14 protein-coding genes are annotated in these 13,850 nt (G+C 33.0%); 1 reads left to right on the forward strand and 13 read right to left on the reverse strand.

Annotation, left to right across the window (positions count from 1 at the left end; translation table 11 throughout):
• Positions 1–3: 3 nt before the first annotated feature.
• Positions 4–735, reverse strand: a complete 732-nt coding sequence (budA, locus tag LG372_RS02415) for an acetolactate decarboxylase (RefSeq protein WP_084928656.1) — start codon at positions 733–735, stop codon at positions 4–6.
• 141 nt (positions 736–876) lie between these two features.
• Between budA and LG372_RS02420 the strand changes: the two genes are divergently transcribed.
• Positions 877–2,148 (forward strand): PLP-dependent aminotransferase family protein, encoded by a 1,272-nt coding sequence (locus tag LG372_RS02420; RefSeq protein ID WP_225742035.1) that lies wholly within the window; start codon positions 877–879, stop codon positions 2,146–2,148.
• 19 nt (positions 2,149–2,167) lie between these two features.
• Here LG372_RS02420 and LG372_RS02425 read toward each other — a convergent pair whose 3' ends face one another.
• From LG372_RS02425 to LG372_RS02480, 12 genes are all read right to left on the reverse strand, one after another.
• A complete protein-coding gene (locus LG372_RS02425; protein WP_023942905.1) occupies positions 2,168–2,983 on the reverse strand; it encodes an ABC transporter substrate-binding protein in 816 nt (271 codons plus the stop codon).
• A 196-nt stretch (positions 2,984–3,179) separates the two neighbouring features.
• Positions 3,180–3,458 (reverse strand): NUDIX domain-containing protein, encoded by a 279-nt coding sequence (locus tag LG372_RS02430; protein ID WP_225742036.1) that lies wholly within the window; start codon positions 3,456–3,458, stop codon positions 3,180–3,182.
• Positions 3,459–3,556: 98 nt separating this feature from the next.
• The gene (locus LG372_RS02435) at positions 3,557–4,387 is read right to left on the reverse strand and encodes a hypothetical protein (protein WP_225742037.1); all 831 of its coding nucleotides are present in this window, start codon (positions 4,385–4,387) and stop codon (positions 3,557–3,559) included.
• 2 nt (positions 4,388–4,389) lie between these two features.
• On the reverse strand, positions 4,390–4,887 hold the full coding sequence (locus tag LG372_RS02440; protein WP_225742038.1) for a Mov34/MPN/PAD-1 family protein: 498 nt from the start codon (positions 4,885–4,887) through the stop codon (positions 4,390–4,392).
• Positions 4,888–4,889: 2 nt separating this feature from the next.
• Complete coding sequence (locus LG372_RS02445) at positions 4,890–5,621, reverse strand: ThiF family adenylyltransferase (protein WP_225742039.1); 732 nt, start codon at positions 5,619–5,621, stop codon at positions 4,890–4,892.
• Entirely contained in the window at positions 5,602–6,171 is a 570-nt protein-coding gene (locus LG372_RS02450) for a hypothetical protein (protein WP_225742040.1), read from the reverse strand. The genes LG372_RS02445 and LG372_RS02450 overlap by 20 nt, the downstream gene beginning before the upstream one ends.
• A gap of 167 nt (positions 6,172–6,338) precedes the next feature.
• On the reverse strand, positions 6,339–6,602 hold the full coding sequence (locus tag LG372_RS02455) for a hypothetical protein (RefSeq protein ID WP_225742041.1): 264 nt from the start codon (positions 6,600–6,602) through the stop codon (positions 6,339–6,341).
• A 3-nt stretch (positions 6,603–6,605) separates the two neighbouring features.
• A complete protein-coding gene (locus LG372_RS02460; RefSeq protein ID WP_225742042.1) occupies positions 6,606–7,532 on the reverse strand; it encodes a nucleotidyltransferase in 927 nt (308 codons plus the stop codon).
• Between the two features lie 168 nt (positions 7,533–7,700).
• The gene (locus LG372_RS02465) at positions 7,701–11,708 is read right to left on the reverse strand and encodes an Eco57I restriction-modification methylase domain-containing protein (protein WP_225742043.1); all 4,008 of its coding nucleotides are present in this window, start codon (positions 11,706–11,708) and stop codon (positions 7,701–7,703) included.
• Complete coding sequence (locus LG372_RS02470; RefSeq protein ID WP_225742044.1) at positions 11,695–12,639, reverse strand: restriction endonuclease subunit M; 945 nt, start codon at positions 12,637–12,639, stop codon at positions 11,695–11,697. Before LG372_RS02470 ends, LG372_RS02465 begins: the two co-directional genes overlap by 14 nt.
• On the reverse strand, positions 12,640–12,858 hold the full coding sequence (locus tag LG372_RS02475; protein WP_225742045.1) for a helix-turn-helix domain-containing protein: 219 nt from the start codon (positions 12,856–12,858) through the stop codon (positions 12,640–12,642).
• Positions 12,859–12,989: 131 nt separating this feature from the next.
• Positions 12,990–13,595: a hypothetical protein gene (locus LG372_RS02480; protein ID WP_225742046.1), complete on the reverse strand. Its 606-nt coding sequence runs from the start codon at positions 13,593–13,595 to the stop codon at positions 12,990–12,992.
• Positions 13,596–13,850 lie beyond the last annotated feature (255 nt).

Genomic DNA, 13,850 nt, shown 5'->3' on the forward strand with positions numbered 1-13,850 from the left:
CTCCTATTCAGCCTTTTCAATATCTTTTTTCATCTCGTCAACATTGAACTTAGCAAACAAGTATTGACGGTCTTGGACTGGGAAACGTTGGTCCAACTGGTCAACAGCTCCCACCTCAACAATACCTTCCTTGATAACAAAGTTCATGACATGTCCACCGAAAGTCAAATCATCTGATATGAAGTGCAGATGGTAGCCTGCCACACTGACCCCATGGAAAATCTCAGGCGTCCAGAAACCAACAATGGTCCCCGCCACATTGTCACGACTATATTCCGGTTGATGGGTTGCGACATCAGCAAACTTGGTATCTGGTGTCGACTTGGGAATCATGCGCACATGCATATGCGAAAATTCCCCACGAATCTTGATAGAGCGGAAAAGATTTTCCCCATCATAATAAGACTCGATTCGCTCTTCCAATTCCTTGTCTGTCATCTCAAAGCGCTGACGGAAAATGACCTCTGCCTGATGTGGTACTACTGCAGCGTAAGGAATAAGGGCATCTGGTGACACTTCTACAATTTCCGGTTGTTCTCCTGAGCCTTTGGCTTGATAAGCCTTGCCATCCAAGACAATCAATTCTCCATCAATGGAATCCAAGGTTCCCAAACCAAGGTCACCATGCTCCAGCAATTCTCCTACTGTCATGGTACCACCATAAAGGCCTGCCATCAAAGCTCCAAGGGTATTGTATTGAAATAATTTCACTGGTTCCTGCACGTTCTTATCCATTCACTTTCTTGTCTGTTATACTATAAATCTTACTCCTAAGTATACCACATTTGCCCCTAGATGTGAACGATATAAACACTCTAGACATTGCCAAGAAGGAAAAAAAAAGGTACAATGTAACAAAATCAAGGGAGGTCTGGAATGAAGAAACAAAGCAAGTACCAAGAGGTCGTATCTTATCTGAAAAATAGTATCGAGTCTGGACGCTTTCCGACGGGAAGCCGCCTGCCTTCTATCCGTCAACTAAGCCTTGACTTTCACTGTAGCAAGGATACTGTCCAACGAGCCCTGCTGGAATTACGGCACGAACAATACCTCTATGCTAAGCCCCAGAGTGGCTACTATGTCCTAGAACAAGGGCAACACCAGGACCTAGAAATTGAGGTTACATACGAACATGCGAGCGCCTATGATGATTTCCGACTCTGTGTCAATGAAACCTTAATTGGCCGAGAAAACTACCTCTTCAACTACTATGACAACCAAGAAGGTTTAGAAGACTTAAGACAATCCATTCATAAACTCCTCTTTGACCAAGCTCTCTACTGCAAGGCTGACCAACTGGTATTGACTTCTGGAACCCAACAAGCCCTTTTTATTCTCTCTCAAATTTCCTTTCCGAGCCAAGGCAAGGAAATCTTGGTGGAACAGCCGACCTACCATCGAATGAACCGTCTCTTGATTGCTCAGGGTCTAGACTATCAAACGATTGAACGAGGCATTGATGGGATTGACTTGGAGGAGCTGGAGCGCCATTTCAAGACAGGAAAGATCAAGTTTTTCTATACCATTCCTCGCTTTCACTATCCTCTGGGACATTCCTATTCTGAGCAGGACAAACGAGCTATTCTTGACTTAGCTGCCAAGTATGGTGTCTATATCGTAGAGGACGACTATCTGGGTGATTTGGATTCCAAGAAGGGCCAGACCTTCCACTATCTGGATACAGAGGAGCGGGTCATTTACATCAAGTCCTTCTCAACCAGCCTCTTTCCAGCCTTGCGGATTACGGCACTCATTCTGCCAAATGCTATCAAGGAAGCCTTTGTGGCCTACAAAAATATCCTAGACTACGACAGCAATCTCATCATGCAAAAGGCCCTGTCACTCTATATCGACAGTCAATTGTTTGAGAAAAATCGTCTGGCTCGCTTGGCCAATCAGGAAGCTTACCAGAAGCAAATCGAGGAAAGGTTAGCTAAACTCCCTTGCCCCCTTCCTCACTTTCCTCTTCACGATGGTGTATTGCTAGACCTACGACAGTATGCTAAAATTGCCAGTCTCAAACACAGTCAACTGGGCTTGGACTTCTTTGAAGAGGCATACTTGGGTGCCTGTCCTTATCAATTTGCCAAGGTGTCCTTAGACAATCTGGAAAATGTTTTAAACTATTTAAAAGCAGAATTGGATTGACTTCCAACTCTGCTTTTTCTTATTCTTCAACTTCTGTTAGGCTTGCTGCCTTTTCAAGATAGCTTTGGTAGGTTCCTTCATCCTTGAGTTTTTGGATGACCTTGTCCACCACTTCTTTCAAATCAGCACTATTTTTTCTAAGGGCAACGGCATTGGCTTCACCGTCCTTCATCTTCAAGCTGACGGTTGCAACAGCTAGGTCTGCATTTTTAGCAGCATAACTAAGGGCAACAGGCTCATCCATGTGAACAGCATCTACTTTTCCAGCCTGCAATTCATTGACAGCTTCACCCATATTGGTTAGGGAAGTCAATTGAGCTTTTGGCAATTGTTCCTTGACCATAGACTCTGGAACAGTCCCTTTTTGAGCGGCAATATTAGCACTTTCAAGGCTAGTTAAATCCTTGTATTTTTCTACATCAGCCTTACGAACCAAGAAACTAATCTTGTTTTCATAGTACGGGATTGAAAAATCAAAGACTTCTTTTCTCTCGTCAGTAGCGCTAATTCCTGCAACCGCTAGGTCAGCCTTCCCAGTTTGAAGACTAGTCAAGACATTGTCAAAACTCATACTTGAGATTTCCAACTTAACCCCAAGTTCATCAGCGATAGCTTGGGCCATGTCAATATCCGCACCGACTACTTGATTTTTCCCGTCAACCAAAGACTGAAATTCAAAAGGTGCATAGTCAGGACTGGTCGCTACAACTAATTTCCCCTTTTGCTTAATGGCTTCAACAGCTGACTGAGAACCATTCGAACCTGACTGGCAAGCTACTAAGAAGAAACTTGCAAGAAAACTACATAAAACAAATATCCATTTTTTTGATTTCATAAATAAACAACCTTTCTGTTAATTTTGTATAATTATAACTCTATCCAAGATACTTGTCAAGTGTTTTTTTGCATTTTCATAAAATATATCTACAAAAAATAGAAATTCAGTGCTTAGTTTATCTATCTATTGGGAACTTATTTTCAAAAAAATCATTTATCATATCTTGATGTTGCTGGTTTACAATTGTAATATTTTATATGTCCCTATGATCAAAAAATCCTAATTCTAAAGTTTCATCTCTTGTAAAAAAATTTGTAGAGATAGAAGTTTCAGACGAAACTAAATACAAAATTGTAAGAACTTGAGCCTCATCACCATTCGGATAACTATCTGAATATTTTGTATAAACATTTAAGAGTTTTTCCACTCTCACTTCGATTCCCGTTTCTTCATAAAACTCTCGCACTAAAGCTTCTAAAGCCGATTCACCTAATTCAATATGTCCATTGATTTCGTTTTGTATAAATGGCATAAAATCAAGGTTTTATTATCGATTTTAGACTTATTATCCAATTTATTTCTGTTTATCCGATTTTTTGCAAGCATGAAATTCATGTTGTTGAAAAACACCTACATAACTTTATGAGGTTTATTAGCAAAAATTCTTTCTCCATCCTTATTTTGTTGAAATACATTAACATGTTTAACATTACCTCTTTCCGCAAGAGATATAGCTTTTTTAACAATTTCAAATGTATTTTTAGGATTCGTCGTTGAAAAAATATTAAGGGTTACACCATCGCTTAATTCTCTTATCTCTTCAACAATAGTATCAACAAGTTCTTTAGAATATACTCTCTCACCAAATCTTAAAAAATCTCTTTTCACCGAAATAGTCATATTGGTTTTAAAATTGGAAGGTATTTGGTTGTAAGAGATAGGATAAGTATCTTGTATTATTAAATTAATATCTTTAGAGTTAGTATTTGTTTCATTCATTTTTCTTTCAACATTAATCTGGTATTCTTTCTGTGGAAAAACACTTTCTTCAAAAGGATATTCTTCAAAGGTGTCTTTAAGAATCAACTTATATTGAGTATATATTGGCACTAAGATTAAGTTGCATTTTTCATATCCTAGTATCTTTGAACACAACCAATACCAGCAATATGGTTTATTGTGATAAATGTTCCCTTTATTATAAATTTTCTCTTTATTTGATTTTCTAATGACATAAAATAAAACATATACTGCAATTAGACATCCCATAGTCCAATTCCCAGAAATCATTAAATAATAATATTTTGCATTTTCTATCGTAGGGCTCACATCACCCAAAAGTGTTTTAATTATTCCAGCCAGATTAACAATCGTTGGAGCTATTAAACAAATAATCAGAGAGAATATTTGCATTAATTCTCTTGCTGAATCTAATATAAAGTTCTTTATATATTTTTTCACTCTCAATTTCCACCCACATCCTTCCAGAAAACAGTATTTATTAATCTAACTTGTAATGTATTATTTATTTCCCACATTCTAATGGCTTCATATCCTACTATTATATGATAAAATTTAACATCCCCCTTTGAATCCTTGCTGATCTTCTTCCAATTTTTTAAATCTATGCATGAAAAATTAGGTATTGCTTCAGGATGAGTATGCCACTCGCCTATATATCTGAGAGTCTCATCACTTTTTTTATAAAGATTTTCAAACAATTCTATATGCCTTTTATCTTTTCTTATAAATCTGTTGTGTTTCCTTTCATCTCTAGGCATCGGAACAGTTATATGATTAATTATTATATTTTCATTAGATTTATTTTCTTTGCCTATCAAAATCCCACCAGCTTCCTTTGAGAAAAAGCCTTTTTGCATGTATTCAAGTAAGGTATGTGTTATGTTGTGGCATACTTTGATTTTTCTCTTATTTACAATAATCTCAATATCATTGCTCACCCCTATATATCATCCTTTCCTAAATCACATAATGATACTTCTAGATATTTTTCTTTTTGATTTATATATCTATCCGAAACAAGAAAACCTTCCTTAGTAAGATAGTAATCATCTCCCTTTTTAGAAGTAATAACATTATTGCTTACCCTGCCATCTATCTCTCGCTTAAATAATTCCATAAACAAAATCGAACTTTCAACTGATAACGTTGAGCCATAAGGTATGAATGTACCATTACATCCAGAATACGTTTTAGCAAAAGCTTGTCCATTTTTAACGTATGAAGATAAATCTAGTATTCCGTCATGATTGATAGTAAAAATATCTCGATAATCATTTCCGTCTTTAATATTAATTCTCGCAACATGGCAACCTATATCTAAAGGTTCATTCCATATATAAAATACTGTTTTCAGAATTTTATTTTCCAATAGATATTTATTCAACCATATATTTAGCGTGTGATTACCAGTGGCAGAAACAATGTAATCAAAATCATCAAAATTTAAATCACAATCAATTATTGCATCTTCTATTTTTTCCGAAATTGCTTTTGCATTTATTTCTGGCAATGTCCTCTTTGCATAGTTAACTAAAGATACTGCCTTATAACCATAAGTTGATTCTATCCCAAGAAAATGCCTAAATACGTTTTCTGGTTTTAATATATCGTTATCAACGAGTGTTATGTTTTTACACCCTGATTTAATTAAATCATGAAATACATAGGCCAATAGAGCCACATCCAATCAATAAAATAGATTTATTAACAATATCATTTTGCAAAAAAGAAGTTCTACTAGATAAATAATCTAAATCTAGTCTATGAATTGAAAGGGGGATTATTCTGGTAAAAGATACGAGTTGAACTTTATTTTTTGCTAAAAATTTTGGATTCTCAACCATAAATCCGCAAGTATTTACTGCATTATCATCTTGTTTTATTTCAAAAACCAATATTAATTTATTACTGCATTTACCTTCTAATTTATTGAAACACTCAAAGTCTATAAAACTCAATAGTCTATTTAAGAACTCATCAAGCTTATAATCAAAAATATTAGGAGGATATATATACTCAAGTGGATTAATGTAAAGATATATGCCGTTTTTTTGTGTACCTTTTTTCCCCCAAGTATCAAAATCTTTTTGATTGGTAGAAGCAAAATATTTTACATCTTTTTTTCTTTTTATATACGCTGCAAACGATTCATTCTTTCTTCGTTTACTTTTCGATGCTATTTCACAAAATTTTATATTTGTATCTTTCTTCTCAGTTGGCAATGATACATGAGCAATAGATATATCACTGAGCAGTGCAAAATACGAATCAAATTCCTTTATAAAATCCTCTTTATTTTTACCTGAAATTCCATCTTCAATTAACTCTTTCGCCTTTAAAACACATTGCTTAAAAAGCCCTGCAAATTCCGGATAAATTATTTTACCTTCTAAATCAAATAAGCATAATTTCCTTTTTTATCTATATGAGGTATAAACGGCAATTCATCAATCAAATAGAAATCAAACAAATTTAATTTCCAATCATCAGGGATACCTATTACAATAGGTATCCACTTCTTCAATACATCAAGCTTGCATCTAATAATCCAAGCATAACTTTGTCCATTAAATATTTCATTTTGCCTAACATATGATTCAGAAATATGCTTATTATCCAATACAACATTGCTAATATCAGTGTAGTTCACCATTAATTACTCCATTCCAGAAGCACTAGAAGCTGGAATATAATCAAATTGTTTTTTAGCTGAATTCTTTGCTTCAGGTATTTCAAAATCATCTCCAAAAATTTTATTTAATTTCTTATATTGTTCTAGTTCATCTGCTTCATCTCTGACTTCTACGAGATCTTTTTTTAATTTTTCAATTTTATCCTTAAAATCTGTCATCTGAGCATCACTCATTTTTTCAAAAACATCATTACCAAATTTAAACTTTAAGATATATGGTAACGATAAAGATATTCTATACATATACCTTCCATATTCATTTGTCCTAACATAGCTAAACTTATTAACTATGGTATTTACAACATCAATTAGAGAATTTAAGTCATCTTCTTCATAATAATTAAAATTATCAGCAATCAACGTGATACCTATACTAGGTGGATTAGCATGACCAGTATTTGAAAATTTTATATTTTTCCATTTCTTTAAATATCTAACAACTCTTCTAAATTGATTTCTTTTTTCTCCAACCTCCACACTATCGTTTATGTAGTCAACCAATCCTTTAGGATCTGCCTCTTCCCATTCTTGTGAGTCTTTGTTTTTTCCTTTGGATATATACAATTGACTATTTTCATCATCTTTATCAGCATGAAGATAAGTAACTAAATCAACATGAAATTTGGCTTCACCATCTTTTTTGTAAGTAACTGTAACACACGGTTTCTTAATTTCAGCACCGTAGTCTGTATGATTTTTTAGAATTTCACAAATTTTTTCTTTTAGTTCAATTGGATCATAATCATCCTTATTTGCAGAAAATCTTAAAGCTACATCAATGTCATATTCGTTGTCATCTTCAGGTTCGATACCTGTACACATTGCATAACTACCTTGATTCAGTTCTTTAAATGAAGGTAAATCATCGTTATTCCTCAGTTTCCCAAGCAATATATCTCTCTTCTCACTTAATTCTTTTTTGTCACAAAATCTGCTCTGATTTTATCATTGAATTTTTTTAATTCAGATTGTACGCTCATTTTTATATTCCTCATTATATGTTTTCTTGAGTTTTTAAATATCTTTTGCTTTTGTACATACTATTTAACTGGTAAAATATCATCTTATTCGAGAATCGATGTAACTCCATTCATCATCATTTATTTTCCAAATCCTTCTTAAAAATTCATCTGTATAGTTTTGATTATAATGAATCAAATCAGGGACAAAACAATAATTTTTCTTTGTTACATCCTGAGATACCACAGCTTGTAATAATAAAAATCTCACAACTTTACTAAATATATATGTTTTAAATGATAATACTTCTTCCTCAGTATCAAATGCTCCTAAAACAATAAAAGACTCAGTACAACACTCTCCTGGTTTAGCAATTATGGTATTACCATCATAATAAAACTGAACTGGTTTGGAAAAATCTGTTTGTCCTGCAATAGGCGATTTAGGCACTAAAAGCTTCCATTTATCCAACATATTAAATCTATCTACAACATCTGAATTACTTGCATATTTTTTCCCAATTCTCTGTATAAACCAACAAGGGACTCCCGATTCCTTTGGTTTATAATTTGTTGGTAGTGAAAAAGGCTTTCTTGATGAAACTCTATCATTAAGAAATTTAGTATTTTGTTTCAAAACTTTCTTTACTATGTCTACAGCCAAATTCTGTCTTATAAATATATCAAATTCATCAAGACTTCGTTCAGAACTATTTGCCCCCTCTGAGCTTTTATTTACGATTACAGCTTTTCCAAAATGTGCATTATCTATAAGGAAATAGCAAGCTCCACCTGCTAAATCAACTCCAGGAAATACATCCCTAAAATTTTCAAAATCAACAAGTGTTTTTATTCTTTTATTACTCAACATTTCTTTTCTAAATTTTTGAAGTCCTTTCCCTCCAGAAAACCATCTAGACGGAATTATCATAGAAATATTCTCTGGTTCTAATTCTTTTGATAAAAATACATACTGATGGTAAATTGGTTTCGCACTTTCCTGTGCTCCACCATCACTTATTTGATAAGGAGGATTTCCAATTACTGCTCCAAATTTCACTTTAGTCTCACCTTCCTTTATTGCATCTTCTACACTAATTTTGCTAAATGGTCTATTTTGTTTAAGCAAATCATTAATTTTTTTATAGTCTACTTCTCCATTTTCATCTTTCACTTCAATCAAATCATACGCATTAAACCCACTCGCTATATTATCTACATTCAAATTCAATATTTCATAGAATCTTCTCGTAAATTCATAAGCTATTGATGATGTAGGAATTGAATAAATAATGTCTTCTACATCTTTGTGGGAATATCCAAGTTCTGTTGTTAATCTCTTATATAAAGATACTGCATATTCTCCTGATTTACTTGCAATATCCAGTAACTTGTCCTCTTTATCTACTATTTCTCTTAAACTCTCTTCCGGTAGTAATGCTACCATCTCATCACACACTTTTGAAGGAGTGATAACTTCAGATTCTGACATTCGATTAAATTTTTTAATTGAGGTCATCGCCCTGTCAAGAGGAGTAAGCCTTTCATCTGATGCAAGCATAGATATATTTTGAATTTTATAATCCAAACTACTTCTCTTAAACGGATCCATCATATCGCTAATCTTTTGCAGAACAACTCTATCTAAATATAAGTTACTTGCAATTCTTTGGTTATCATGTTTTTCCAATGTATTTAAAATATCATCTAAAGAAGATACCTTATCTTTTGTTAAGAAAGAATAGAAAAGTAATCTTTGATAATACGTCTTAATCTGACTTTCTAGCTTTTTAACTTCATCATCTGTTTTTGTTCCAGAATAATCCTCACTCGACTTATCTTTTTTATATTCATTTGCTTTATTCTCGTCTGCCTTCTCTTCAATATCCAAATCATCACCATCTCCTTGATTTGTTTCTATTGTCAATGATTTTTTAGAATTAAATTCAGCCTGACTTTCTATCACTTTTCGTATATCAGCATCATTTAAAAGAGCTAAATCAACAGGTATATCAACTACCTCATCTAAAACGCTTCTTTTGTTGTTGTATTCACTTACCGCCTCCAAAATATTTGTAGCATCTACCTGTTTAATCTTATTATGATTCATCATAATAATCGGTGAAATGCGAAGCTCCTCTACAATTCTTTCTTTCAGCTTACTGTTTCCATTTTCTTCTGTGTTTACATTGTAAATAAGAGACTTTTGCTCCTGCATTCTAAACAATCTATTCGGATCAAAGTCAACTAACAAAGTCTGCGGTTTCAAATTCTCTTTGATAAATCCTTTTTCACTAGATAAGGTTCTAACATATTGATTTTGCAACCTAAAAATAGATTGGTCATATTCTTGAGGGGAGGCTGTATCTTTAAAATAAAGCATGGTATCCCACTGTTCTACAGTAGAGCCTGTTAGCATTCTATTTACCGTCAGTGTTAATGTTTTTTGATTTTCTTCTTCACACTCTTTAATTTTTCTCTTAATATCATCAGGCTTACTATACTCTCTTCTAGCTTCTACACCTGAAATATTTATAATTTCATATTCGTTTAAGTTCTTAAATATATCTTTATTTGTTCTAATAAGTTCTTCCATAGCATCACAAGAAGCACAATAAGGTAAAACCATAACCATATGTCTACACATCTTGCCTTCTTTGATTTTGTCATAATCTAAAAATCCTAATAACTCTTCGTCTTCTTTACTTCCATCAATGACCTTAAGCAAATCAAAAATTTCAGACTCGTTTATAAACTTCTTATGTCCTTGATTACTCGCATCTTTTTTAATAGAAATCGGTTCAAATAATTTTGAAAAAGCAAAGCTAACACCACTTTTTCTCAAAGCTTCCATTTTTTTACGAGAAGATTCGTTAGGATTAAAGGCAAAACGAACCATTTGAGGAAATCCATAATATGGATTGTCCCATTCATTTACATTATTATTATCATTATTAAGATGTTTCCTATCCCATTCTTCCTGCTCTTTCACAATATCAGAAAATTGAACAAAAGAAATAATATCCTCTTTTTCAAATTCACTTCCCATCAAAATGCGATAAGGTGTTCCTGATAAATGCAATCTTATTTTTGCGTTGATTTTTTTAATTTCAATATCAGCGTCTACTAAATCTATATTTTCATCTTCAAGTTTACTTATGTTCTTTTCATCAGTCTTATCATAACCAGCATTTTTTAAAATTTTACCAAAGGATTCTGCTCTTGCACCAAAATGTGTTTCATCAACAATAAGAAGGTCAATTTGTTCTTCAAAAAGCTCCTTATGTTTATCCTTAATGCTATCCCCTTGAAGATCTTGAAGAGTTAGAAATATAACTACTTTATTGCCTTCTGAATGTTTTTCAGAAATCACATTCTCTCTAGCTAATAAATCAGATGATTCTATAAAAACATACTCTGAAAAGTTTCCTGCACTTTCAACGGTTTTCTTCCATTCATCCTTAACATCTGCTTTAGCTGACACTACTAAGACAGTTTGAGCTTTCATTTCTAAAGCACAACAAAGTGAAGTAAACGATTTTCCAAAACGCATAACGGCATACATTAGTAGATTTCTTCGCCCATTTTTAACAGCATTAATAAATCTATCTACAGCAGCTTCTTGGTTTGGTCTTAAATCCCAATTTTCCCCCCTCTCATAATGATATGTTTGGGGCAGTCTATTCTTTGAACTATAGTATTCATATTTGCTTGAATTAGCTCGATAATTTTCCTTTATATCTTCGATTGCATTATCAATATCTTCTATTTCTGTTTCTTTGAAAAATTCTTTACTGTAATAGATGTCATCTTCTAAATCAGCTTGCTTTAATCTTTCTTTGTTTAAGTCTTTCTCAAGATATTGATGAATGGCATAGTCTCTAAAATAAGTTTCTTCATCAATTGTGGCTTTATTCTCATATTTTTTTTCAAGATCTGGGAAAAATTCTCTCCATTCGTTTAATCTTTTTGATACTGGTCTGTATGTATCGCCAACCTTTAAATAATTTGGTACTGTATTTGTCGTAAATGCGTAGATATGGGGCTCTACACGACCAATGATAATCCTATCCAGTATATCTATAGCTTCAATCTTATTTTCTTTCATTTGCATAATCCTCTTTATTTAGCAAGTCTTGAAAAATGATATTTTTTCTTGCTCGCCAATCTTTTATAATACAAAAAGCATTTTCTTCTTTTTTCATAAATTCAAACAGTGTCATCTGTTCATTTGGTTCAGTCGGTTCTCTATATGGAATAGTATATGTTAGACCATCCATCTGCCATAGATTCCACGAGACTATCTTGGCTATCCTTAAAAGCTCTTTCTCTTCCGGTTCCCTTTTAAGTCTTTCTTGCATATAGTCACAATACGAAATTAGTAAATTTTCTCTCGCTATAAGCAGACTGTCCCCTTGGAACTCAAAACCATAAACACTTTGAAACGCTCTTTCTGACCATTTAAGCCATTCATCTTCACTAGTAGCATTTTCATTTACTACTCTCATTTTCCTATCTAAGATACCAATTCTTTCATATAAATCTATGGGGTTGCCAGTTACAGTATCATATCTACTCACTAAATAAGGTGCTTCTCCACAAGTTATTTCAAGTCTTCTTTCATCAACGTATTTTTTCCAAGTTTTGCTCTTTTTATGTGGAAATTCTATTTTATCTGTTGTTGCAATCCATGACTTTCCATTTTCTATATTAAAAACAGAAGTTTTTTCGAACCATGCATTGTCAACCAGATTATTTTGAGCATTACAAACCCAGCTAGGTGTAAATACCTCAGCTTTTTCCTTTGTTCTATTTCCTTGACTTTCCTTAGTCTTTAGTATTCTAGGTTGAATAACATTTAAATTATCACCAGTAATAAGGCTAAAAAGAATAGGATAGTGAGAATAGTACTCTTTACCTAATATCTCATACTCATCTGTTCCCCAGATAATATTTCTATTCGTAGTTCTATCAATAAGGAGGGTTTCCAGAACTTTTTTGCTCCATTTTCCCTCATCTACATCAATTGTAAATGCCATTTATTTATCGTCCTCTATGTCTTTTTCAATACAAATCAAATCCCCTATATCTGCGCCTAATTCTTCACAAATTTTACCGATTACAGAAAGAGATACTGCATCACCTTTAACCATCTTTGATATCGTTGTTGGTGATATTCCTGTCTCATCAATTAAATCTTTCTTCTTCATATTCTTATCTATCAACAACTTCCACAATCCATTGTAGTTAAATTTCATTTTTATTTCTCCTTATTCCATAAAAATGGATTTTTTATACATTATATTATAACACATACTATATATAGTTGCAAAAATAAATCGGATACCAAAAAAAATTGGTATAGACCTAAGACCGCACCAATCATAATTCATCGTTCAACTTCTTTGCTTACTTCTTTCTTTTCTTTATGCTTATCCATATATTCGATCTGCTGACTCTTAATCGCACCAATAACTGATTCTTTTTTCTCTGCTTTATTTCTTCCGAAATATTCATTCATGCTATTTTTTAAATGTTCCAATTCCGCATACTGAACTGCTAATGAATTATGTTTCTTGATTATCTCCTCTTGTTTAGTTTGCAATTCCTCAATTTCTAAATTGATTTTGGAACAAATATCTACGATTGTTCCTTCGATTTCTTTTAATTTAGGCATGACCTGCACTAATCTTTGAATTGACGGTTCAAGCGTTTCTATTGGATCAATCTTGTCAAGCTCTAAAATCTTCTTTAACGGACGAATTTTAACCTGATATATCTTTGACTCAAAGATCCTGCTTGTAACATCCGAGTTGAATTCGGTGTCAAATTCAGATGCTTTATCTATGGCTATAATAGTATCTACTGAACCAGATAATGCCTGTGAACCGATGACCTTTTCGCTTAAACTTTTCACTAATGAATCCTTTTTTGTATGGTACATCATAATAAATGTGCAACCATACTTATCTATCAAATCATAGTATTTTTCCATCACTTCATAGGTGTCATTGTAGTCATTAGCATTATATTTTCTGCCATATTTTATCTTAGAAAAGGTATCAACTACGAACACCTCATAACCCAAGTTAACATCAGATTTTATAATTCTTTCAAACTCACCAAAATCTACATAACTTGTGCCTTCATATATTCTGTATGTAGTTCATTATTAACCTCTGACAAAGTAAACCATCAATACAACGAAAGCTTACTATATTAAAAAGTAAGCTTTCACAGTAATTTTATT

The organism is Streptococcus sp. Marseille-Q5112, assembly GCF_916700555.1.
GTDB classification, from domain to species: domain Bacteria; phylum Bacillota; class Bacilli; order Lactobacillales; family Streptococcaceae; genus Streptococcus; species Streptococcus symci.